This is a genomic window from Helicobacter burdigaliensis, from assembly GCF_003670295.1.
Lineage (GTDB): Bacteria > Campylobacterota > Campylobacteria > Campylobacterales > Helicobacteraceae > Helicobacter_D > Helicobacter_D burdigaliensis.
On the sequence record NZ_QXJG01000017.1, the window covers coordinates 12,961 to 34,761 of the forward strand.

A 21,801-nucleotide genomic window follows, 5' to 3' on the forward strand; every position below is an offset into this window, starting at 1 on the left:
TGTAAGGAGAGATTATGGCACAAGATTTAGATTCACAACTTTTAGATGCAATAGAGGCTTTACGCAAGGCACCTTTAGGTGAATGGGACGCCAAAAAGAGTGCGATTTTAGAGCTTTTTGATAAAGGTGCGAAAATCCCACCCCATATAATAGAAAATCTTGAAACCTATCTAAGCGATTTAGAGCAAGAGTATTGGGATGATAGGGCAGTATATGCAGGGCGAAGTGTGAAAGATAGTGATGAATATGAGCGTTTTAATATCCTTTCAAAACTAAATGCAGCAAAAGATAAGAAAAAATCTCTTAATACACTTTTTAAGGTTACAAAAAGCACAGGCGTCATACATACGCCAAAAAACAAAGCCGAGCTTAAAAAACTCATCAAAGATAAAAAGATTTATCTAGGCGATATTGATATAAGCAAGGTTACAAATTTTAAAGATTTATTCAAAAAGAGCAAGAGGCGTGATTTTAGCGGTATTGAGACTTGGGATACAAGCAAGGTTACAGATATGCAATCCTGCTTTGAAGAGGCAGAGCATTTTAATCATAATATAGAATCTTGGAATGTGAGCAAAGTAAAAAATATGAGCTATATGTTCTATGACGCAGAGGCATTTAATCAACCTCTAGAAAAATGGGATATGAGCAGTGTGTCAAAGATGTGAGCTATATGTTTTATGGTGCATCAAAATTTAATCAGAAACTAGATAAATGGAATGTCTCAAAAGTTGAGAGTTTTGAAAGCATGCTTGAATTTGCAGAAAATTTTGATCAAAGCTTAGAATCTTGGGGTGAAAAGATTGATTTTAGCAATGCTAAAAAGCTTGAAGACATAAATTTTAATAGCATGTTTTATAACTCAAAGCTTTTTAAAGAGGAGCATTTTCCAACTTGGTTTTGCACCATTAAAAATGGCATATACACACCCCATCACAAAGAGTTTTTGCGCTCTTTGCTTGATAAGGAGATAAGTGCGGCAAAGATTGATATAAGCAAAATTACAGATATGAGCAAATTGTGTGATCGCAAAGGCTCTTTTAATGATAAGGGCATAGAATCTTGGGATGTAAGCCATGTGAATGATATGTGCGGTATGTTTGATGGTTGCACTTATTTAAATGTCAATTTGAGCAAGTGGAATGTGAGCAATGTAACAAATATGGGAAGAATGTTTAGAGGTTGCGAAAACTTCAATGGCGATATAAGCTCTTGGAATGTGAGTAAGGTAGAGAATATGAACGAGATGTTTGCTTATGCAGAAAACTTTAACCAAGATATAAGCAAGTGGGATGTAAGCAAGGTAGAGAGTATGCACGAGATGTTTGCTTATGCAGAAAACTTTAACCAAGATATAAGTGGCTGGAATGTAAGCTCTAAGGCGTTGCAAATGTGTAGGAATATCTTTGAGCGTTGCCCTATAAATGTGCTTGAAGCATGGAAGACAAAGCAACTTCAAGCACTCATGCAAAAAAATCCCAACGCCACAAACAAAAACGCAAAATACTTCCCAAGAAGCGCGGCTGATTTGCAAGAGCTGTGTAAAAATGAAGAGATACATCTAGGCGAGATTGATACAAACTTGCTTACAGATATGCGTTCAGCATTTTATGATTCAGAGCGAAAAGATTTTAGCGGGATTGAAACTTGGGATACTTCAAATGTCACAAATATGTGTGCGATGTTTTGCGATGCTGTGTATTTTAACCACGATATAAGCTCTTGGGATGTAAGCAAGGTAGAGAATATGGTAAGTATGTTTCGTGGCGCAAAAGCGTTTAATCAACCCTTAAATAGCTGGAATGTGAGTAATCTCAAAAAGACAAGCTATATGTTTGAAAGGGCAAAAGCTTTTAATCAGCCACTAGATAAATGGAATGCCTCAAGCCTTGAAGATATGAGAGAGATGTTTTATGAAGCAAAGGAATTTAATCAAAATCTAGATTCTTGGATTCTTAGTAAAGAAGCGCAAAAAAATGCTAAAAAAGACAAACACGATATCTTTCATGGCACAAAGCTAGAGGCAAATCTACCCACATGGCTTGATGAGCAAGCAACCCCTGTAAGTGCGGCAGCAATCTGTGGCATATTAAAAGAAATGTGTGATGGAGAGTATGAAAAAGGCAAGGAGTATTTCATAAACTACTACAACAAGGCATTGCAAGGGCTTAAAGCACTACTTGAAAAGAAAAAAGTGAATGATAAAGATCTAGCTAAAATCTACGCTATAGCTATGGGTGAGAGAGAATTTTATAAAGAAAACACCATAGGAAACTGCCCGCTAGAACTTTTGGAGCTTATAAAGAAAAGTGCTACTGATTCTAAAATCGCACTAAAAATCGGAGAAAAAGACAAAGAACAAAAGATGAGCTTTTTAGACAATGCCGCGAGTGTGGGAAGGGCGGATATTGTGAAATTTTTATTTGATTGTGGTGAGGTTATTGAGGGAACGAGCGGATTAGAGGGCTTATGCTCGACTTATCATCGTAAGCAGACAAGCCAAGAAAACATGGTAGAGATACTGCGACTCTACAAAGCAAATGGGCTAAAAGATGCGGATCTAGACTTGGAGTATGGTAGCTTGTATATCTTAGCACTAGAACATGGGATTTTTAGCAAAGAAATGATAGAAAAAGAGCTAGGGAAACCATTGCTTGAGTGCGTGCTTAATGAATACATGCCTGAAGGTTGGCAATATATTGAGTGGTTTGAGTATTTTGCCTCCAAAGATTTAAGCCAAGAGGAAAAGGACTTAATAGTGCAGGATATTAAAAAACGCAAGAACAGCAGGAAAGTAGAAGATTATCTACAAAGATATAAGGCAATTTTAGAGAAATTTGGAGCAAAAGGAATCCTTTGATATTCCTTTTTGGCATAAATAAGCAAAATGATAAAAAATTTGAAGCTTAACAATCTTGCAAATTAAAGAACTAAAGAGCTTAATTAATCATTTTGCTAAAAAACAATATTGAGAGTATTTAGGTATGCTAAAATCATTTCTAAAAAGATAATTAAGTAGATATTTGTCAATATAGACATTCTTGTAATGCGTAAAAATACAAATGCAAGGTTTTAGCAAGCCTTAGATTTATATTTAATCATTGCATTAATAGGCAGTGCGTTGATTTTATAGAGAAAAGCTTTGTTAAAAATGATAGAGCACTACTGCTTTAGAAATAATGATATTTTTATCACTAGCTATAAGAGATTAAAAACTATAAAATTCACACCATTAGAATTTATTATCTTGTTTTTATAATTACTTCTTTGATTTTACTTAGTATTTTGCCTTTTGATATTTTCTATATTAAAATCTTTGACATTATTTACAAAATCTTTCTTACTGCCTCTCCCATGTATAAACAAGCTTATTATGTGGGAATTCATACATCAAAATTTTAACAACTTTATCTCTCATTAAAGAAAGTTCTAGTTTAAAAGCCTGCGCTGGAGAGCCTTTTTCTCCTAGTGGGATTGCCTTGCTACTTCCTGCTAGATTTGGGACATAATAATATTGATAACATATTGCTACATTCTCATTTTTAAACTCATATACCTCTTGCCATAATGAATTACTATCAATCTGTGAATATTTATATATCTTGTCATTTTTGTATTCTATCTTGTGAGAATATGTAGGGTAGAAGCTATACTTCTCATCATCAATGCAAGGCAAGGCAAACATTGCATTATTATGCGCTATAAAATAAAAGCTCACATCACCTACATGACAAACGCGTAAGGGCTTATGATTAGAATCTAGCTCATAAATGCAATAATCTTTAGCCATTGGCTTATTTTTTAGCCTTTTGCCTTTGCGATACCCTTTGCAGATTTTATCTGTAATAAGACTAGGGCTTAAAATCCCTAAGCCATCAGCCTTTGTGCTATAGACTTCATGCGTTTTGCAATTTTCTACTTGCTTTTTAATCACGCTAAAATTATTTTCAAAATACTTTAAAGTCGCCTTATTTTCAGCGATTAGTGCGTCAAATTCTTGATAATAATTTTGCATTTATAAGCCTTTATATTTTATAATTAATCTAATTATATAATAATTCTAAGGATTATATACATGCAAACTTATCTAGATTCTGCAATCAAAGGTTTTGGTAAAAATATGGCAAAATTTGCCCCAGATTTTTATCTACAAACAAAAGATTATGCGACTTTTGGAGCAATGGAGGGGCTATTTTTTAGTTTTGAGCATTATTTAGATTGTGAAGATTCTCTTATTTCTTTTGATATTTCTTTTCGCATAAAATCCCTTAAAAGCGATGATATTTTGTGCAAAGCCATAGGTTTAGATTTTCCAGACTTAGAATTTAGAGCATTAAACAAAGAATTTTCTTTGCGATCTTTCCCATTTTCTTTTAAAAGTATGGAATTTGAAAGTCTACAAGAATTGCAAGAATTTGATTTAGCTAATATGTCAAAACAAGCCTGCAAAGACATTCTAAAGACTTATGAAAGGAGTATGCAAGATCTTTTACTGCCTTTAGGGTTGATACAAATAACGAGATTAAGGGGCTTTATGACTTTATCTGCAAACATGAAGAAAATGCAGATGTAGTATGGTATGACAAACATTTAATGCAAATCTTACTTTTAATCGAGCTTGGGGATAAAAAGGAAGCCTTAAAGCATTTAAAAAAGGATAAGCGAGATCGAGATTATGAGCGAGAGGTATTTATAGAATACGATGATGGGACAATGGAGATTTTTGAAATCTTAGAATATGCTTTGCATAATGATGTAGTATAGGAATTTTAGAAATCCATAGATTTAGTATTTGCTTTTTATGTTTTTACAAAAATCATTCAAAAGTTATAAAGGGGTAACTATGTAAAATACAATAAAGTTTAATAGAATTTACTAGTATTTTTCAAGTAAATCACAGCAAAGATGTTTTAGAAACACGCAAATTCATACACATAGGATAAAAAGTGATAAACAAAATAAAAAATCTTTTTAAATCCAAAAGAGAAAAATTAGAAGAACTTTTAGAACAAATAGCACCCTTATACATCAAAGCACAAGATTGTGATGATGAGATTGTAATTATGTTTGGACTTGATGAAAAATTTATGCAAGATTTACAAAAACTTTTGCAAAAGGGTGTGAAACTAAGAAAAGAAGATATTAAACAAGCCAAAGAAGATTTTAAAGCCTATGTGCAAGATTTACTAGATTGCCCTAATGAAAATCTTCCAAAAGATTTACTAGATAAGCCAAAAGAATTAGAAGCATGGATTGTGAAAAATGATTCAAGGGCTTTGCAAATACAAAAAATTATAAAAATTTTAGAGGAATATTTTCAAAGTAGCTTAGCACAAAAACCATAGATAAACATTACATTTATGGCAAATACTTTATTTCAAATTTCAAAACTCTAAGAAATAAAATATCTAATAGAAGCAAAAGCAAAAAGGGGGATATGTGAGATTTTTTGTATCTGCTCTATACTCACAATACCCCCTAAAGCTATGATATTAATATTTGGATTATTTTTCACAATCCTTTCTAGATCTCCTATTCCTAAAGGCTCTCCCTTATTTGGAGAATGAAAAATAGGGCTAAGTGCAATAGCGTTTGCTCCCTTTTTATATGCTTCTTGTACCTCTTTTTCACTATGGGCGCTAAAAAAAGTTATAAGATTTTTTTTTCTAGATTTTTCTATTAAATCCATTTGCATAGAATTACAATGCAATCCAGCAAAACAAAATTTAAGCGCTAAATCATAATCACTATTTATAAGAGAAGGAATTTTATAATTTTCATTAAGTTTTAAAAAAATTTCAAGAAGTTTTGGATCATACTGCCCACTTTTATCACGATAACAAGCAAAATCTACTTTTTTAGTATCTAAAATCCTATTATAAAAGGAGTAAAACTCCTTTGGTTCTTTGGGGTATAAATTTGGATCGCTAATGAGATAGGTTTTAATGAGCCTCTTCGCTTTCTAGCACAGCACCTGCTAAGAACACATAAGTTAAAATCATAAAAATAAATGCTTGTAAAAATGCCATAAAAGTTAGGATTAAAAATGCCGGTAAAGGTGCAACCCAAGGAGCCAACATCAACATTACAAGCAAGAACATATCATCTCCCTTAATATTTCCAAAAAGACGGAAAGAAAGAGAAACTAATCTTGAACAATGTGAAATAATCTCAATAGGAAACATCAAAGGTGCTAATGCTTTCACAGGACCTGCAAAATGCGCCAAATACTTTCCAACACCAAAAGTTCTAATTCCTTCAAAATTATAATAAACAAACACCAAAGCCGCTAAAGTTAGAGTAAAGCTAAGACTAGAAGAAGGCGCTTCAAACCCTGGAATAATACCGATAAAATTTGCTAAAAACACAAAGAAAGCTAAACTCGCAGTTAAAGGCAAATATTTTCTAGCCTTTTCTTCTCCAATCACATCTTTTGCCATAAAAATAACGCCACCTAAAAATGTTTCAAAAACATTTTGAATAGCACCCGGAACAACTTGCATTTTTGAAGTAGCAAGTTTTGCTAAAACTAGTGCAATAATTGCAATCAAAATCGTATGACTTGCAATAATAAAGTCATGATCGTGGCTTATTAGCCCAAAAAATGTAAATAATCTACCATCCATAATTCATATCTCCAAACAATAGTGAAAAATTATAGGCATTATGCCCTAAAAACTTTTAATTAAAAATTAACCTTTTTTAATTACAGAAGTTTTTAACAAAAAATCATGCAATGCTTTTCTGTCTTTTCTCCATAAAGGCATTAAAATCCCTATAAGACACATTCCTGAAAGACAAAAAACAATAAACCTACAAAAAGCAAAAAGAAAAGTTACTTTTTTACCATCTTCTCTTACAACCCACAAATCATAAGCTTTTTTTCCAGGAGTTTGCCCTTTATAAGCCAAAAGTAAGGAAGCAATAAGTGCATAGATTAAAACTGCTACAAAAGGCGCCCATGGGGAATCCCTAAAACCCTTCGCACTCCCCACAACCACATAAGTCATAAAATATAAAAGTGGAAGGTATATCATAAAAGTATCAATTACTTGTGCTTTCCCTCTTTCAATAAAAGTAGCAAGTTTTTTATCTTCTGTTGGTGTTGTATTTTTGGGAGTTTTAGAGTTTTTTAACTCCCTCCACCTAAGAGTTTGCATTAGTTGCCACGACTTCCTGGCTTATAAGCCTTACTCCCTTGTTTGCAAAGCGGACACTCCTCTGGCTCATAAGTTTCAAACACAAAATCGCCCAAAGCAAAAAATGGCAAATTAGATTCTAATTTACAACCCTCTCCACTTCCCTTCTCTCCTTCATAACGGGTGCAAATACCCCTATTTGCTAAAGCTGCATAGGCTACCACTTCTGCACCAAGCTCTCTTACTTCTTTAGCACTCTCTAGTGCTGAACCCCCTGTGGTAATAATATCTTCACATACTAGGATTTTCTCACCCTTTTTAACCTCAAATCCGCGTCTTAAACACATTTCTCCATTCACACGCTCTGTGAAAATAAAACGCACATTAAGTGCGCGTGCTAGCTCATATCCTGCTAAGATTCCACCAAGTGCAGGAGAGCAAACACAATCTATTTTTATCCCACTTTTTTGTATAATCTTTGCAAGTTCTTTGGCTAAAACTTCCGCAATTTGTGGATTTTCTAAAACTTTTGCAGATTGCAAATAAAAAGGAGAGTGCTTACCACTACTTAACAAAAAATGCCCTTCTAAAAGCGCATTAGCATCTTTATAAACTTTTGCAATATCCATAAATTCCCCTTAAATTTTTAGCAATTCTTCTTCTTTGTGTTTTACAAGCTCATCAATCTTCTTTACTGCATTATCGGTAAATTTTTGGATTTCATCTTGACCTTTTTTAGATTCATCTTCGCTAATTGCTTTATCTTTTTCTAATTTTTTCACTTTATCATTAGAATCTTTTCTAATATTTCTAATAGCTACTTTTGCCCTCTCTCCAATATTTTTAGCCTCTTTTGCGATTTCTTTTCTTTGCTCACTTGTCATAGGGGGGAAGAATAGCTTAATAGTTTCGCCATCATTATTAGGATTTACTCCGATATTTGCTTCTTGGATAGCTCTTTCAATATCTTTTAGCAAATTTTTCTCCCATGGGGTAACCACTATTGTGCTTGCATCTTGTGCAATTACTGAACCCACTTGATTAAGGGGAGTTGGAGTATCATAATAATCTATTTTAATATGATCTAAAATGCTTATAGAAACTTTACCGCTCCTAAGTGTCCCAAACTCTTTTTTCATTGCTTCAATGCTTTTATTCATTGTATCTTGAGTATGTGTATAAATCTCTTGCAAACTCATTATATTTTCCTTAAAAATTAATTTTGTGATGGATTTTGTGGAGCTACATCTGGGGCAATAGGTGCCGCGCTAGTAGCATTCCCCTCATTAGCCACAGGAACATTTGGCACGCTCGGTGCATTAGGTGCTTGTGTGCTAGGCACAACCATATTATCCACAATAGAGCTTTTAGAATCTTTTGTATAGAGATAGCCCAAAGCTATTGTATTCACTACAAACAAAACCCCCAAAACAAAAGTAAGCTTTGCTAAAAACCCCGCAGGCCCTTTTGCTCCAAACAAACTTTCATTGCTCCCACTATAAGCACCCAGTCCAATGCTAGAACTTTTTTGCAATAAAACCACAATGGTAATAATTATTGCCAAAACAAATTGTAACACCAATAAAACGCTAATCATCAATAACCTTCTAAAAAAAATTCTTGCCATTTTAGCAAAAATTTTATAATAGAAGTCTAAAATTAATGCACAACTTTAAAGAATCTCTTTTTAAAAGCCCTAAAAACCTTATATAAAAGCAATACACCCACAACTCCTAAAACACAAATCATCTTAAAACTTAGAACTTTTTGAATGAGTAAAATATGCAAAATTGCTAAAAAAATCGCTCCATAAACTAGATAATAAAATCTAAAAACCCCAAAAAATGTAGCCCCCATACAAACACACAACAACAAAAAACTAAAAATCCCAAAATAGAGATAAGCTTTACTCCTAAGTTCCTCTAAAATAAGAGTAAAATCAAAATTAAAATCCAAATATAAAAAAATCAAAAAATGCACCAAAATACCAATAAAACCTAAAATCCCAAAACTCTTTTTAAAAGGAGCAAATACCACCAAAGAACCCACAATAAATGCAAATCCTATCCAGCCACTATATTGATACAAACTAGCCAATGGATCTATTAAAAGAGCATTTTGCGATTCTAGCTTTAAAACAATCTGCCAAGAAAGATAAAAGATTCCAAATATTAAAACAATTTCAATCCATTTTTTAATTGTCAAATTCAAACCTTTAATAGAGTTTTTTTCTATCAAGCCCTGCATAAAGATGTTCCACTTCTTTGGCATAGCCATTTAAATAAAGTGTCCTAACACGCCCTCTTTGTCCAATCACTCTTTCACTACTTTGCGACCATCTAGGGTGAGATACACTAGGATCTACATTGCCATAAAAGCCATATTCTTTTGGATTTTGTGCTTCCCAAGTGCTAAGGGGTTGTGAGCTTAAAAACTCAATTTTATCAATAGATTTTATCATTTTATAGCCATATTTCCAAGGCACAACAAGCCTAATAGGTGCTCCATTTTGCGGAGTTAGAAGCTTACCATACATTCCCACCGCTAAAAGCACTAAAGGAATTTGTGCTTCATCTATCCTTAGGGCTTCTTCATAAGGAAAAGGCAAAAAGCTTTTACTCACACCAAGCACACTTCCTTGCATAGGAAACATACTAGGATCGTATTTTGTGCTAAATTTTATGTATTTTGCACTTTCTTTCACCTTTGCAAACTCAATAAATTCTCTTAATTCAAACCCAATCCAAGGGATAACCATACTCCACGCTTCCACACATCTAAAGCGATACACACGTTCTTTTAAATGCATTTTAGAAATCAAATCTTGCAAATCTATGCTAAAAGGCTTTTCTACTTCCCCTGTTACTTCTATACTCCAAGGAGTGCTTTTGAAATCTTTAGAATTCTCCTTAGGATCACTTTTAGAATAGCCAAATTCATAGAAATTATTATAGCTTGTAGCAATCTCTTCTAGCGTAGGGCTTAAAATCTCTCCATTGATTTTCAATGCTTCTGCTTTGCTAAAAGGCTCATAATTTAGAGGGTTTAGCACATTGTTAAAACTAGAAGTTTTAGCCAAAAGCTCCTCTAAACCTAAAAGAACAGCCATACTTCCAGCGCCTAATTTTAAAAATTCACGTCTTTTATTAAAAAGATTTTCACTTGTTATTTTGGATAACTCATCTTTTGTTGCTTTTTTATAAAAAAATGTTTTCATTTTTGACTTCTTGTTTGAAAATTAATCATAAATGATACAAAAATTTTCTAAACCATCAAGTAACCATTTTATTTTTGCGTTTTGTTTCAATAAAATTTAGTTATAATCTCTAAAAAATTCATTTAATTTCTAAGGCAAAACAATGGAACAATTAAGAGTATTTTCAGGCATACAGCCCACAGGCAACATTCATCTAGGAAACTATCTTGGTGCTGTAAAAAACTGGGTGGAACGACAAGATTTATATGAAAACATTTTTTGCGTGGTAAATTCCCATGCAATCACAATCCCTCAAGATCCAAAAATTCTAAAAGAGAAAACCTATGAGCTTTGTGCAATGCTACTAGCTTGTGGGATAGATCCTAAAAAATCCACACTTTTTATCCAATCAGAAGTGCAAGAGCACACTTCACTTGCATGGCTTTTAACCTGTATCACCCCTATGGGAGATTTAAGCCGTATGACGCAATTTAAAGACAAAAGCCAAAAAAATCCTAAAAATATCTTCGCAGGATTGTTTAACTATCCTAATTTAATGAGTGCAGATATTTTACTTTATAAAAGCAATCTTGTGCCTGTGGGCGAGGATCAAAAACAACACATTGAATTAGCACGCGATACTGCCATTAAGTTCAATCGTGATTATGGGGAGCTTTTTATCGTGCCAGAACCACTTATTCAAAGCGAAGGTGCAAGAATCATGGGACTAGATGATCCCACTAAAAAAATGAGTAAAAGTTCTGGGGATAAGCCAAACCACCTAATCGCCCTACTAGATGATAGCGATACGATTATGAAAAAATTCAAAAAAGCCACCACTGACAGTGAGGGAATTATTGCGTTTGACAAAGAAAGAGCGGGGGTTTATAATCTTCTTACTATTTATCAATGCTTTACTAAAGAAAGTAAAGAAAAAATTGAAAATGATTTTGCAGGTAAGGGCTATGGAGAACTAAAAGCAAAGGTTGCTGAAGCTGTGATTGAAGGCTTAAAGCCTATCCGCGAAACTTATCTAAAACTCACAAATGAAAAAGATTATTTGCAAAAAATTCTAAAAGAGGGGGCAGATCATGCAAGAAGCATTGCACAAGTAACCTATAAAGAAGCAAAAGAAAAAATGGGGCTAATCTAGCCTCCTATACTAAAGCTTCCAAAAATTCCCTAAAACGCTCCAAAGCTCCATTTGGAATTTGACTTTTTCTAACAAGCGCCAAAAATTCGCGTTCTAAATTTAAATTTACTATTTTTAGAGGGAAAAGCACCCCCTCTTCAATCTCCTTTTTAATCGCCATTTTAGAAAAAACCGCCAAGGCTCCACGAGAGATTACTAAGTCCTTAATCGCACTAATCCTATCTAGCTCTAAAAAAATAGGAATCTCCCTACCAATATTCCCAAGCTCTCGCAAGAATTGCTCCCTAAGCCCTGAACCATATTCTCTAAAAACCCACGCTTTATCCAAAAGCTCATCAATATAATGTTCGCGTGAAGCTAAAATAAAATCACTCGTTGCCACTACTAGCTCATCTTTGCATAAGACTTCACGCCTAAAACCTTCACTTTTTGCCTGTTCTTTGCTAATCTCTCCTTCAACAATCGCTAAATCCACATTCCCCATTTTTAAAAGCTTCAAACATTCTTGTGTATTATAAATTTGTGCATTAATCTTTACTTTAGGATATTTTTTAGCAAAATCAAAAAGGATTCTAGGCAAAAAATATTCGCCTATTGTGTGTGTAGAAGCTACTTTAAGCTCTCCTAAACACATATCATCTTCTAAAAGCACCTCCAAACTCTTATAATAGCTTTGCACCACTTCAAGCCACATACCCCCTAAAAATAAAGCTTTAGAAGTTGGCATTAACTTTTTGCCTAAGCGTTCAAACAAAGGAGTTCCTATCATATTTTCAATATTTTTAATAATCACAGAAACATTAGGTTGTGTGATTTTAAAGTTTTGTGCAGTGATTGTAGGGCTTTTGCTCTTCAATAAATCCAAAAAAATTTCCAAATCCCTTATTTTCATAACTTTTTCCCCTATAAATTTATTTTTCTAATCATTTTAATAAAATAAATATATTTTTTTAATTAAAGCAAATCCTATATAATCATAAAAAAATTTTTAGGATTTCACAATGAAACTTCACGCATTTAAATTATTTATTCTTTCTAATTTAAAAGGTTTAGCATTTGTATCCTGCATTGTAATTGCTGCTTTTTTGCTTGCAAATTCTAAAACCATTTATGAAAGCACACATCTAGCAGCTACTGCCTTTGCTATTTTAATAGGCGCTGTTTTATCGCCTTGGTTTTTTAGATACCAGCACACACTGCAAGCAGGAGTGCAACTAAGTGCTAAAAAGCTTTTAAGGCTTGGGATTATTCTCTATGGGTTTAATGTAACCTTTAGCGAACTTGCAAATATTGGAATCTATGGCGTTTTACTTGCTGTTATTATTATCTGTCTTATCTTTTTTAGTGCACTTATTTTAGGAGTTAAAGTTTTTAAACTAGATAAAGAAACTTCTATGCTAGTAGGAGCAGGTAGTGCGATATGTGGTGCTGCTGCTGTTTTAGCCCTAGAATCTGTTTTAAAATCAGATACTTTTAAAGGGGTCGTTGCCGTAGGCACGGTGGTAATTTTTGGGTTAATTTGTATGTTCTTATATCCAATAGCCTTTAGTGCTGGATTAATCCCAAATCTAAATGGAAGCGGTATGGGGATTTATATGGGTGCTACCTTGCATGAAGTGGCAAATGTCGCAGGTGCTGCACAAATGGCAAAAGATATGTCCCCTACTAACTTTTCTCAAAGTGCAGCCAACGCAGCTGTGATTTTAAAGATGATGCGCGTGATTATGCTTGTGCCTTTTTTGCTTATTGTTTCTTATTATGTGGCTAAAAGCAATGCTCTAAGCTCTACACAAGCCCACACAAAAAAGCAAATCCAAGTCCCTTATTTTGCCTTTATGTTTTTAGGAGTGATTGTTTTAAATACCTTTTTGTCCGAACATAAAGAAGCAATTATCTTAGGCATTAGCATAGAATCTTTACTAGAATTTGGAAAGCTACTTTGCTCTATTTGTATCGTATTTGCCATGGCTGCACTTGGCTTACAAATTGATTTTAAAAAGTTTATAAAAACAGGGGGTAAGGCATTTGGTTTAGCGCTTAGCCTATGTTTTATTTTAATAATTGCTGGGTATTTTTTGACACTTCTTTTTAGAGGGTTATTGTGGTAGTTTAGCTCTCCATAAACTCTTTTAGGCTATTGCCTAAAAGCTTTTGTTTGCATTCTTTGCAAATCTCTAAAGGCTTGCTATAAAAAAACTTTGTTTGCACTCTATGAGAATACACTCCTAAAAAAAACTTTAATTCTTTTGTAATAATTGCCCTAAACTCCTCATTTGTGATATTTTCTCTTACCTCTTTACAGGCAAAAAGATGCACCAAAGGATCTCCTTTACTTTTAAACACGCTCTCTTTTATCTTTGCTTGATAGAATAAAACCTTAATCTTGTCTCCATTAGGTAAAATAAAGTAAATCCCCTCATCTTCTAGGGAAAATTCCGCATAATTTGCACTAATCCCCTCATCTTTTAGCAATTTTATAAGTGCTTCACTTAGGCTAATGCCCTCTTTTTTGCACGCATTTATTGTAGCTTCAAACATTGTTTTTCTACAAAGTATCATTAGCAGAAGCTTGTGACGTGGCGGTATCCGCCTCTTTTGGTGTTTGCAGTTTTTGCTCTTGTTTAGCTTCTTCTTGCGTAAAAGGAGGCCCTTTGACAATGAGTTGTGTAAGAGTTGCGGCTTTTTGTGGATTCATCTTAGCTAAAATCTTACTTGCCACTTTTGTATCTAACCCAAAAAGAATATTTGCTGCTTCTCCTTCTGGTAAATTTTCTAAAATCGCAGCCGATTTTGAATCTTTCATACTTGTATAGGCTTCCCCTACTTTGGTCTTGGTAGCGTTTTGAATTTGCTTTAAAATCTCTTCATTTTTTTTAAGCATTTTGTTGATTTTTTCTTCGGTGGCTTTAATATCTTGCTCTATTTTAGCGACTTTTTCTTCACGCTTTTTAAGCTCCGCTTCTTTTTGCTCTAAGATATTTTGTGTCGCATTTTGCAATGCTTGCAAAGCTTGTTGTTGCTCGTTAATCTTGTCAAGCTCTTTTAAAATCTCTCCTTTTCTTTGCTCAAAAATAATATTGCAATCTATTGTTTCTGCACTAAAACTGAATACCGCACAAAAAAACATTAAAATTAAAATTCTCATGATAGCCCCTTGTTTGCATAAAGCATTACTGAAATTTCATCAAGATTTTTCCCCTCAAGCCTTTTAGATGTTTCTAGCATTTTTTTAATCTCTAGTTCCTCTAAATATTTTGCTTTTTCATACTCAATATTTGCAAATTTAAAAGCTTCTTGAAGCTTTTTTCGTGTTTGTTTTAAAAAGGCTAATTCTCTCATTTTATCATCAATACAATTTCTATATTCTTCTTTATGATGACAAAAGGTTAAAAACTCTTGATAAATCCCACTTCTTGGCTCTTGCAAGGTAGCAAACTCCCGCACCAAAGCATCAATTTCACTTTGCTTTACTTCAATATCCTTTGCATTTTTTTGAAGCTCCCTTTCTGCTTCTTCTACCTTGCGTTTATTTAGCACTACAAGCTGTGTGAATTTCGTCTTCATTCTTAGCGAAAAATCGTATCCATTCTATCTGGGCTTGTAGAAATCATAGAAATTTTCACACCGATAAACTTCTCAAGCTCCAAAATATATTCTTGTGCGCTCTTGGGCAAATCTGTAAAATTTCTAATATTTGCACTCTTATCCCAGCCTTTAAAAGTCTTATAAATAGGCTTAATCCCCTCAATACAACTTGGGAAAGTTTCTAAAACCTCGCCTTTTTGATTTTCATAAGCCACACAGACTTTGACTTCCTCAAAACCATCTAAGACATCAAGCTTCATCATAGCAAGCGCATTTACACCATTTAGCCTACAAGCATATTTTACAGCTACTGCATCTAGCCACCCACATCTTCTAGCTCTTCCTGTGGTTACGCCAAACTCTCCGCCTTTTTCTCTTAAAAGCTCTCCGATTTCACCTAAATCCTCTGTTGGAAAAGGCCCATTTCCTACTCTTGTGCAATAAGCTTTAGTGATACCTACTACATCGCCTAATTCTCTAGGAGAAATCCCTGTCCCACTGCATGCACCTGAAGCGGTTGTTGTAGAGCTTGTTACAAAAGGATATGTCCCATGATCTATATCTAACATACTCCCTTGTGCGCCCTCGCATAAGATTTTTTTACCCTCATCCATCGCTTTCCATAGCATAGAAGTAGTATTTGCCAAAAAGGGTGTAAGGATTTTTGCATATTCTTCTAATTTTTGCTCTAAATTATGCAAGCTCTCATTTGTAATACCAAAAAGATCTAATCTTGCATCTTTAATGTGTTCTAAAATTTTTGCACTTAAAGTCTTAGTATCTTTTAACTCTACCATTCTAAAACCTGCTCTTGAAGCTTTATCTGTATAGGCAGGTCCTATACCTTTTCCTGTTGTTCCTATAGCTTTTTGTGAATTTTGCTCTTTTAATTTATCCAAAATCTCATGGTAAGGCAAAATCAAATGTGCCTTTTCGCTGATAAATAATCTCCCCTCCAAATTGCTAAATTGCTTCATTTCCTCAATTAAAGCTTCTGGATTAATCACAACGCCATTGCCGATAACATTTTTACATTTTGGATAAAGAATACCCGATGGAATTAAGTGCAAAGCATACTTTTTGCCCTCTACCACAATAGTATGCCCTGCATTATGCCCCCCTTGATAACGCACAACATAATCATAATTTTGGGCTAGTAAATCTACCATTTTACCTTTACCCTCATCTCCCCATTGAATTCCTACAATCAAATCTGCTTTTGTCTGCAAGTTTTACTCCTTTATACTTAATAAATGATCGGTATAGATTCCAAAGCCACAAGCTTTTTCATCATTGATTTTATAACTACCGCCTAAAATAACTGTTTTATTATACATAAAAAACCTAAAAAGCATTCCATCATAATAAGGCATAGGCGCATAAAAAAGGGGTGCTAAGATTAATTTTTCATATTCTAAGCTTTTTGCAAGCTCTAAAAGCTCTTTTAATTCCTCTTTTAAGGAACTAGGAGCCTCTTTCAATAAAGCTTGTAAATTTTGCAAATTTTGCACCCCCATTAAAGCCTTTAAAAAAGGATGTGCATCTTGAATCTTGGCTAGATTAATTTTTTCAAAATCCTCTAAAGCTACATTAAATTCTTGCGTGCAAAGCTTAGGTATTTTTGCATTAGAGATTTGCAAAAGTGGAAAAAGGGCTAACTTTTTTAAAAACTCCAAACACAACTTAATATGAGGCAAAACACAATCATTTTCAAAATTCTCTACCCCTATTTGATTGATTTCTGTCGTCGGATAGGTAAAAACTGGTTGCATATAAAACCACTTCTTACCAACTCTTTGCTCCTTAATATGCGGACTTAAAAGTCGCAAAGTATCAATGGTAGAATCATGCCTTAAGGTGATTTGCTGATTGTATTGATTAACAATCCTAACAACTTCTCTGCTTGTTGTATCTCTTTGATGTTCTAAATATGCAAAGCTAGGAGTGCTTATCTCCTCATAACCCTCTTGATACAAAAGATCACTTATAAGATTTTCTAGCTCTCTTTTCTTTCTTGCTTCTTTACCAAAATATAGCTTAGAGCCCTTTGGTATTTCATGACTTAAAATCACGCTTTATCCCTTATTTTTCTATCAAAAGTTAGCATTATAGCATAATATAATCCTCTATGATGTAAAATCATAAAAAGCATTTGGACTTTTACCTTAGCAAAGGAGCAAAAATGGCATTTAAGATTGACACACAAGCTTATAAAGAAAATCATCCAACCCAAACAAAGCCTAAAAATCCTACTAAAGACGAAAATTCACAAAACACCGCCATTAAAAATCCACCTCCTAAAAAACCCATAGGCGATCTTGAAAGCTACATTCCCCCTACTTCAAATAGTGCTTTTAGCTCCCTTTTTCTCTCACATAGTGAGTGGTTACAAAAAGAGTTTAATCTCAGCAAAGAGGCAATTATTAGTCTTTTAAAATCTCAAGACACTAAAGATGTGGAGATTTTAGAAGAGTTACAAAACTTGCAAAACAAAGAAATAAATCCAAACGATAGCGATTCATTTCTAGCTTTACTTCTTGCAGGACTAAAAAAGTAAAGAAAGTAAAATGGATATTGCAATTACAGGATTCTTACTAGCTTTTTCACTTTTTGCAGGGATTGGCGCTCAAAATATCTTTGTCTTAAAACAGGGCATTATGAAAAACCACATTTTATGGGTATGTCTTTGTTGCATTGCTTGTGATATTATCTTGGTAAATTTAGGGATTTTTGGTGTGGGAGAACTCATCTCTAAAAATAAAATTTTTATGATTTTACTTGGCGTTATAGGGGCATTATTTGTATTTTCTTATGGGCTTTTTTCCTTAAAATCTGCCTTTGAAGCTAAAAGCTTCAATCTAAGTTTTGCAGACAAAAAGCACTCTTTAAAAAAAACACTTCTGCAAACTCTAACCATCACTCTTATTAATCCCCATGTATATTTAGATACTATTGTAATATTAGGTGCAAACTCTTTGCGTTATGATTTTAGCGAAAAAGCCTTTTTTTCTTTGGGGATTATTAGTGCTTCTTGTGCTTGGTTTTTATGCTTAGGCTTTGCTTCTTTTAAAGCAAGTGAGTTTTTTAAAAAGCCTCTAAGCTGGGTAATAGTAAATCTTTTGAGTGCGGGGGTTATGTTTTTTATTGCTTATGGGCTTTTTATTTTTGTATTAGAGGAGATTAAATTATATTTCTAGCTATCCCAAAAAGGGATAAAAGCTATTTTTGCATATTTGCACTAAAGGTAATATCTACAACCGACCAACTAATATTTTGATGTCCAGGAGCTACATCGCTTAGTGCTTTAAGTGCTTTTACACTATTACTAAAATGGTGCAAATCAAGCTGTCCTTTAGCGACAAATTTATCCCCTTCAATTGTATAAATAAGTGGGATTGTTGTGCTTTGCTTATTGATTGTGATTTTAGCTGAAATCACACCCTTATTATCGCCCTCTACGACATTTTTAAACATTACTTTAATATCACCTTTATCATTTAAAGTTTTAAAGAAAGTTTCAATAATGTTTGTTGTAATAATCTCATTATTTTCTCCCATATCCACTTCTTTTGGAGAAATCACCGCCTTAGCACCTTCTAATTGCCCTTTTAAACTAGAAGCATCTTTGCCAAAAGTATATTTAGCACTCTTAAAACTACCTTTTGTGCCTACCATAGCAGGAGTTTTATAGCCTTCAAACTCAATCTTTGCGCTCTTTGTATCAATCCCTCCTGCAAAAAGTGTAGCACTTAATGCAAAACTTACCAATGTTCCCAAAACAATCTTTTTCATTATTTAATCCTTTTTGCATAAAATTGTAAAATTTTATTTAACTTTATTGAATTTACTTTATAAATCTATAACTTTTAGCCAAAATAGTCAAGTTTATTAATAAATAATAGATATTTTTAAATACTTTTTTAAATCCAAAAATCCTTCAAAAGATAAAGATATATGCCTTTTAGAAAATTTTTAAATGTATATTTTAGTAACATATAATCTTTTTAGCAAAACTAAACCACCTAATAAAGTGGTAGCTTATGAAAATTTATGCAAACAATAACTTAAATTGTTATTTGTAGGCAAATATTACATATTTGCGTGGCATACAGGCAAAACGCAGTGCAAATCTAAATTATCTTTATTTAAAAGCACTTCTCTTAGAAAAGAGTAAGATACCTAAAACTGACAAGCAGTTTTTCTTATTCACTGCTTAAGCAGTTAATCCTTTGGAAAACGCCACAAGAATTCTTTTGCAATAAAGATAAAAAGCTTAGAAAGCATTTTAAATTAAGAAGGACAAATAATAAATTCCAGCAGTTACGGCATAGAAGAAGAGTTTTAAAGGGTTTTTCAAGAGGTTAATGTTTTTAAAGATTAGTAAGTTTCAAAAAAACAAAAAGCTAAAATAATAAATTCTAGTAGTGGCGGTAAGGCTTTAGAAATTTTTTAAAAATTTTTAGGGTGAGGCTAGATAAAACTCTAGCGAACCCTATAAAATTTTTAAAATCTATTAAATGCTTACCCCAATACGAATTTTAAATCCTTTGTGCCATACAAGGATTATTCGTTTTAAAATTCTCACTTACTACACAAGTTCTACTATTGAGTGTTCCCTCTTCTTCTTCAATAGCTTCTTTTTCTTCTTCAGCTGGTTTTACTAAGACTACCTTTTCTTTATTTATCATAGAAGCATTGATGTCTTTTAAAGGTGTGGTTAGGGTTTGATCATCTCCTGCACCTCCATTTACACATTTTCCTATACAGCCTTCATTAACACTAGGTAATTTTAAAGTAAAATTTAAAGAGTTGTTATCAAACATAGCAATAGGAGTTTTACCTTCTAAACTAAATTCTTCTTGCATAGGTTCTAATGCTTTTTTAAAATCTTTTAAAAGATTATTAATTGCTTCTTGTCTAGCAAGTAAATCTTTTTGTTCTTGCAATAATTCTTTTTCAACACCTTTTAGATGTTCTTCATTCATAAAGTTTCCATCTTCTTTATCTTTTAGATATTGTACATATTTAGCATTAAAATTATTGACTGAATCTTTATAGTTTTTTAAATCTTCATCTCTTAGCTTTTCTAATTCTTCTTTAATCTTTGTAAAGCTATTAAAAAGATTATCACTTTGATTGTTGTTTGCTAAAGTATAATCCTCACTAAAAAGAGATTGTATTCCTATATCCTCTTTATTGAAATATCTTAAGAAGTCTAGGGTTTGGATAATAGAATCTATATCATCGTTTAGTAAATCAAAGTTTAAATTGCCTAGGATTTGTTTTAAAATCTCTTGGCTGAAGTCTTTGCTAGATAAATCATCTTGCACATTTGTTAATTCACCTTTGTTTGTGGGCATATTGATTTCTTCAGTAGGATAGGAAGTATTATCTTCGTTATTTACCAAAACAAAATCTCCATTTTCATATTTTATATTGCCAAATTGTGAATCCACTTTATCTCCAATTTCGCTTATTTTTATTTCTGCATTTACATCTTCAATAAAATGACTATCTTTGGTGCTATCTGTAAAAAACTTTACATTGTCAAAAGAAGTGTTATCTAAGTAGTTTCCAGCATAGTCACCTATGAAAGTAGTCATTTTTCCTTTTTCTTCAAAAGCAATATTTTCATAATACATATGAATATTGCTAAATTTTGCATCTTTAAAACCTAATGATGCACCTGCAAAAGCCCCAAAACTATCATTTGAAATTGTTAAGTTTTCAAAAGATAAAACAATATTAGAAAATTCACTACCATCTGCATCTAAAAATCCTACAAATCCTCCTAAAATATTATTCCCTTCTAAGCCCTCATAATCTTTTAAAAGAATATTAGAAAATACACTCGATGTTGTGTCAATCCCTCCTGCGAAACCTCCTGCCGAATGTTTACTTTCAATAATTCCTATATCACTTAAAGAGATATTTGAAAAATCCATATTTTTTCCTTCTATATACCCTGCAAATCCTCCTATATTTTGAGGTAAATACCCCTCTTTATAATCAAACTCTAAGCCATCTATTTTAACATTCCCTATCTTTAAATTATCCCCCTCTACTCTTCCAAATAATCCTGTATATCTTTGATTTGCATTAATCTTCACATTACTTAGTGTATAGCCCATACCATTAAAGTTTTTATTAAAGGCATATGTATGTCCCACAGGATCTACTTCTACTGCTGCTTCCCCTTGCATATCAATATCATTTGTCAATCTAAATTCATCAAATGCTATATTTCTAAAGCTTTCTGATTTATTCCAAGAATCTGCAAAGCCTTTCCAATCCTCTGCTGTGCTAATAAGTGCTAGCATTTGAAAATTATCTAACCCCGCTCCACTAAAATTGTATTTGCCTAAATTTGCAAAATCATCTTTATATTTTTTATAATAATCTCCTGTATGGGTTGTAAAGCTTCCCCCTTCTTCTACATTTATATTAATATTTTTACCATTTAATGTATCTCCATTGATATAGACATTCTTACCTTGTATATCTATTGAGTCTGCATAGTCTTTGCCACCTTCTAAATCTGTATTGCCTTTAATAGATACATCTTTATCTAAGATTTCTACTTTATTTCCTACTAAAAAAACTTCTTTAGCTTTAATCTGTCCTCCTGTGTTGATAACAATATCTCCTTTGGGTTTAAAGACAGGAGAGAAAGAAGCTAATTTACCTTGTTGATTTGCATTTTTAAAATTATTAAGAGTTGTTTCATC

General features: G+C 33.0%; 25 protein-coding genes and 1 pseudogene. 9 read left to right on the top strand and 17 right to left on the bottom strand.

Going from position 1 to position 21,801, the window contains the following annotated elements; all coding sequences use genetic code 11:
• Positions 1 to 14 precede the first annotated feature (14 nt).
• Positions 15 to 668, top strand: coding sequence for a BspA family leucine-rich repeat surface protein (locus EBF09_RS06725; protein ID WP_121764363.1), 654 nt, complete (start codon positions 15 to 17; stop codon positions 666 to 668).
• Positions 638 to 2,860, top strand: coding sequence for a BspA family leucine-rich repeat surface protein (locus tag EBF09_RS06730; RefSeq protein WP_121764364.1), 2,223 nt, complete (start codon positions 638 to 640; stop codon positions 2,858 to 2,860). Before EBF09_RS06725 ends, EBF09_RS06730 begins: the two co-directional genes overlap by 31 nt.
• A gap of 480 nt (positions 2,861 to 3,340) precedes the next feature.
• Here EBF09_RS06730 and EBF09_RS06735 read toward each other — a convergent pair whose 3' ends face one another.
• Positions 3,341 to 4,015 carry a hypothetical protein gene (locus EBF09_RS06735; protein WP_121764365.1) on the bottom strand — a complete coding sequence of 225 codons (675 nt, stop codon included), beginning with the start codon at positions 4,013 to 4,015 and terminating at the stop codon, positions 3,341 to 3,343.
• A 60-nt stretch (positions 4,016 to 4,075) separates the two neighbouring features.
• Between EBF09_RS06735 and EBF09_RS06740 the strand changes: the two genes are divergently transcribed.
• The 3 genes from EBF09_RS06740 (at position 4,076) to EBF09_RS06745 (ending at position 5,345) form a co-directional block, all read left to right on the top strand.
• Entirely contained in the window at positions 4,076 to 4,573 is a 498-nt protein-coding gene (locus tag EBF09_RS06740; RefSeq protein WP_121764366.1) for a hypothetical protein, read from the top strand.
• A gap of 20 nt (positions 4,574 to 4,593) precedes the next feature.
• On the top strand, positions 4,594 to 4,764 hold the full coding sequence (locus tag EBF09_RS09105; protein ID WP_157978179.1) for a hypothetical protein: 171 nt from the start codon (positions 4,594 to 4,596) through the stop codon (positions 4,762 to 4,764).
• A gap of 182 nt (positions 4,765 to 4,946) precedes the next feature.
• Complete coding sequence (locus EBF09_RS06745; RefSeq protein ID WP_121764367.1) at positions 4,947 to 5,345, top strand: hypothetical protein; 399 nt, start codon at positions 4,947 to 4,949, stop codon at positions 5,343 to 5,345.
• Between the two features lie 47 nt (positions 5,346 to 5,392).
• Here the strand turns inward: EBF09_RS06745 and EBF09_RS06750 are convergent, their stop codons facing one another.
• From EBF09_RS06750 to msrP, 8 genes are all read right to left on the bottom strand, one after another.
• Entirely contained in the window at positions 5,393 to 5,947 is a 555-nt protein-coding gene (locus EBF09_RS06750) for a thiamine phosphate synthase (RefSeq protein ID WP_121764368.1), read from the bottom strand.
• Positions 5,943 to 6,626, bottom strand: a complete 684-nt coding sequence (locus EBF09_RS06755; RefSeq protein WP_121764369.1) for a F0F1 ATP synthase subunit A — start codon at positions 6,624 to 6,626, stop codon at positions 5,943 to 5,945. The genes EBF09_RS06750 and EBF09_RS06755 overlap by 5 nt, the downstream gene beginning before the upstream one ends.
• A gap of 66 nt (positions 6,627 to 6,692) precedes the next feature.
• The gene (locus tag EBF09_RS06760; RefSeq protein ID WP_121764370.1) at positions 6,693 to 7,160 is read right to left on the bottom strand and encodes an RDD family protein; all 468 of its coding nucleotides are present in this window, start codon (positions 7,158 to 7,160) and stop codon (positions 6,693 to 6,695) included.
• Positions 7,160 to 7,768 (bottom strand): orotate phosphoribosyltransferase, encoded by a 609-nt coding sequence (pyrE, locus tag EBF09_RS06765; protein ID WP_121764371.1) that lies wholly within the window; start codon positions 7,766 to 7,768, stop codon positions 7,160 to 7,162. The genes EBF09_RS06760 and pyrE overlap by 1 nt, the downstream gene beginning before the upstream one ends.
• 9 nt (positions 7,769 to 7,777) lie before the next feature.
• Positions 7,778 to 8,338, bottom strand: coding sequence for a ribosome recycling factor (gene frr, locus EBF09_RS06770; RefSeq protein ID WP_121764372.1), 561 nt, complete (start codon positions 8,336 to 8,338; stop codon positions 7,778 to 7,780).
• A 17-nt stretch (positions 8,339 to 8,355) separates the two neighbouring features.
• A complete protein-coding gene (gene secG, locus EBF09_RS06775) occupies positions 8,356 to 8,736 on the bottom strand; it encodes a preprotein translocase subunit SecG (RefSeq protein WP_121764373.1) in 381 nt (126 codons plus the stop codon).
• Positions 8,737 to 8,798: 62 nt separating this feature from the next.
• Positions 8,799 to 9,344, bottom strand: a complete 546-nt coding sequence (locus tag EBF09_RS06780; RefSeq protein WP_157978180.1) for a cytochrome b family protein — start codon at positions 9,342 to 9,344, stop codon at positions 8,799 to 8,801.
• Positions 9,345 to 9,354: 10 nt separating this feature from the next.
• On the bottom strand, positions 9,355 to 10,356 hold the full coding sequence (gene msrP, locus EBF09_RS06785) for a protein-methionine-sulfoxide reductase catalytic subunit MsrP (protein WP_121764375.1): 1,002 nt from the start codon (positions 10,354 to 10,356) through the stop codon (positions 9,355 to 9,357).
• A 142-nt stretch (positions 10,357 to 10,498) separates the two neighbouring features.
• On the opposite strand from msrP, the gene trpS reads away from it, so the two are divergent.
• Positions 10,499 to 11,488, top strand: coding sequence for a tryptophan--tRNA ligase (trpS, locus tag EBF09_RS06790; protein ID WP_121764376.1), 990 nt, complete (start codon positions 10,499 to 10,501; stop codon positions 11,486 to 11,488).
• A 4-nt stretch (positions 11,489 to 11,492) separates the two neighbouring features.
• Here the strand turns inward: trpS and EBF09_RS06795 are convergent, their stop codons facing one another.
• The gene (locus EBF09_RS06795) at positions 11,493 to 12,380 is read right to left on the bottom strand and encodes a LysR substrate-binding domain-containing protein (protein WP_121764377.1); all 888 of its coding nucleotides are present in this window, start codon (positions 12,378 to 12,380) and stop codon (positions 11,493 to 11,495) included.
• A 109-nt stretch (positions 12,381 to 12,489) separates the two neighbouring features.
• Between EBF09_RS06795 and EBF09_RS06800 the strand changes: the two genes are divergently transcribed.
• On the top strand, positions 12,490 to 13,596 hold the full coding sequence (locus EBF09_RS06800; RefSeq protein ID WP_121764378.1) for a YeiH family protein: 1,107 nt from the start codon (positions 12,490 to 12,492) through the stop codon (positions 13,594 to 13,596).
• Position 13,597: 1 nt separating this feature from the next.
• Here the strand turns inward: EBF09_RS06800 and EBF09_RS06805 are convergent, their stop codons facing one another.
• The 5 genes from EBF09_RS06805 to EBF09_RS06825 all read right to left on the bottom strand — a co-directional run bounded on the left by EBF09_RS06805 (position 13,598) and on the right by EBF09_RS06825 (position 17,145).
• On the bottom strand, positions 13,598 to 14,026 hold the full coding sequence (locus EBF09_RS06805) for a hypothetical protein (RefSeq protein ID WP_157978181.1): 429 nt from the start codon (positions 14,024 to 14,026) through the stop codon (positions 13,598 to 13,600).
• 7 nt (positions 14,027 to 14,033) lie between these two features.
• A complete protein-coding gene (locus EBF09_RS06810; protein WP_121764380.1) occupies positions 14,034 to 14,633 on the bottom strand; it encodes a MotE family protein in 600 nt (199 codons plus the stop codon).
• Positions 14,630 to 15,052 carry a flagellar export protein FliJ gene (locus EBF09_RS06815; RefSeq protein ID WP_121764381.1) on the bottom strand — a complete coding sequence of 141 codons (423 nt, stop codon included), beginning with the start codon at positions 15,050 to 15,052 and terminating at the stop codon, positions 14,630 to 14,632. Before EBF09_RS06815 ends, EBF09_RS06810 begins: the two co-directional genes overlap by 4 nt.
• 2 nt (positions 15,053 to 15,054) lie before the next feature.
• Positions 15,055 to 16,242: an adenylosuccinate synthase gene (locus EBF09_RS06820; protein ID WP_232817683.1), complete on the bottom strand. Its 1,188-nt coding sequence runs from the start codon at positions 16,240 to 16,242 to the stop codon at positions 15,055 to 15,057.
• 63 nt (positions 16,243 to 16,305) lie between these two features.
• The gene (locus EBF09_RS06825; RefSeq protein WP_121764383.1) at positions 16,306 to 17,145 is read right to left on the bottom strand and encodes an ATP phosphoribosyltransferase regulatory subunit; all 840 of its coding nucleotides are present in this window, start codon (positions 17,143 to 17,145) and stop codon (positions 16,306 to 16,308) included.
• 110 nt (positions 17,146 to 17,255) lie between these two features.
• Between EBF09_RS06825 and EBF09_RS06830 the strand changes: the two genes are divergently transcribed.
• A complete protein-coding gene (locus EBF09_RS06830; RefSeq protein WP_121764384.1) occupies positions 17,256 to 17,630 on the top strand; it encodes a hypothetical protein in 375 nt (124 codons plus the stop codon).
• A 10-nt stretch (positions 17,631 to 17,640) separates the two neighbouring features.
• Positions 17,641 to 18,270, top strand: a complete 630-nt coding sequence (locus tag EBF09_RS06835) for a LysE/ArgO family amino acid transporter (protein WP_121764385.1) — start codon at positions 17,641 to 17,643, stop codon at positions 18,268 to 18,270.
• 22 nt (positions 18,271 to 18,292) lie between these two features.
• On the opposite strand, the gene EBF09_RS06840 is transcribed toward EBF09_RS06835, so the two are convergent.
• On the bottom strand, positions 18,293 to 18,865 hold the full coding sequence (locus EBF09_RS06840; RefSeq protein ID WP_121764386.1) for a hypothetical protein: 573 nt from the start codon (positions 18,863 to 18,865) through the stop codon (positions 18,293 to 18,295).
• Between the two features lie 746 nt (positions 18,866 to 19,611).
• Positions 19,612 to 21,801 (bottom strand): annotated as a pseudogene (locus EBF09_RS06845) (hypothetical protein); the annotation flags it as partial.

Bases quoted from the DNA above. Each gene is read 5' to 3' on its own strand.
- frr (WP_121764372.1), bottom strand. From the start codon at position 8,338: ATGAGTTTGCAAGAGATTTATACACATACTCAAGATACAATGAATAAA.
- EBF09_RS06795 (WP_121764377.1), bottom strand. From the start codon at position 12,380: ATGAAAATAAGGGATTTGGAAATTTTTTTGGATTTATTGAAGAGCAAA.
- EBF09_RS06810 (WP_121764380.1), bottom strand. From the start codon at position 14,633: ATGAGAATTTTAATTTTAATGTTTTTTTGTGCGGTATTCAGTTTTAGT.
- EBF09_RS06805 (WP_157978181.1), bottom strand. From the start codon at position 14,026: ATGTTTGAAGCTACAATAAATGCGTGCAAAAAAGAGGGCATTAGCCTA.
- pyrE (WP_121764371.1), bottom strand. From the start codon at position 7,768: ATGGATATTGCAAAAGTTTATAAAGATGCTAATGCGCTTTTAGAAGGG.
- EBF09_RS06815 (WP_121764381.1), bottom strand. From the start codon at position 15,052: ATGAAGACGAAATTCACACAGCTTGTAGTGCTAAATAAACGCAAGGTA.
- EBF09_RS06820 (WP_232817683.1), bottom strand. From the start codon at position 16,242: ATGGTAGATTTACTAGCCCAAAATTATGATTATGTTGTGCGTTATCAA.
- EBF09_RS06760 (WP_121764370.1), bottom strand. From the start codon at position 7,160: ATGCAAACTCTTAGGTGGAGGGAGTTAAAAAACTCTAAAACTCCCAAA.
- EBF09_RS06835 (WP_121764385.1), top strand. From the start codon at position 17,641: ATGGATATTGCAATTACAGGATTCTTACTAGCTTTTTCACTTTTTGCA.
- EBF09_RS06730 (WP_121764364.1), top strand. From the start codon at position 638: ATGGGATATGAGCAGTGTGTCAAAGATGTGAGCTATATGTTTTATGGT.
- EBF09_RS06800 (WP_121764378.1), top strand. From the start codon at position 12,490: ATGAAACTTCACGCATTTAAATTATTTATTCTTTCTAATTTAAAAGGT.
- EBF09_RS06840 (WP_121764386.1), bottom strand. From the start codon at position 18,865: ATGAAAAAGATTGTTTTGGGAACATTGGTAAGTTTTGCATTAAGTGCT.
- EBF09_RS06735 (WP_121764365.1), bottom strand. From the start codon at position 4,015: ATGCAAAATTATTATCAAGAATTTGACGCACTAATCGCTGAAAATAAG.
- EBF09_RS06830 (WP_121764384.1), top strand. From the start codon at position 17,256: ATGGCATTTAAGATTGACACACAAGCTTATAAAGAAAATCATCCAACC.
- secG (WP_121764373.1), bottom strand. From the start codon at position 8,736: ATGATTAGCGTTTTATTGGTGTTACAATTTGTTTTGGCAATAATTATT.
- EBF09_RS09105 (WP_157978179.1), top strand. From the start codon at position 4,594: ATGCAAATCTTACTTTTAATCGAGCTTGGGGATAAAAAGGAAGCCTTA.
- EBF09_RS06725 (WP_121764363.1), top strand. From the start codon at position 15: ATGGCACAAGATTTAGATTCACAACTTTTAGATGCAATAGAGGCTTTA.
- EBF09_RS06755 (WP_121764369.1), bottom strand. From the start codon at position 6,626: ATGGATGGTAGATTATTTACATTTTTTGGGCTAATAAGCCACGATCAT.
- EBF09_RS06740 (WP_121764366.1), top strand. From the start codon at position 4,076: ATGCAAACTTATCTAGATTCTGCAATCAAAGGTTTTGGTAAAAATATG.
- msrP (WP_121764375.1), bottom strand. From the start codon at position 10,356: ATGAAAACATTTTTTTATAAAAAAGCAACAAAAGATGAGTTATCCAAA.
- trpS (WP_121764376.1), top strand. From the start codon at position 10,499: ATGGAACAATTAAGAGTATTTTCAGGCATACAGCCCACAGGCAACATT.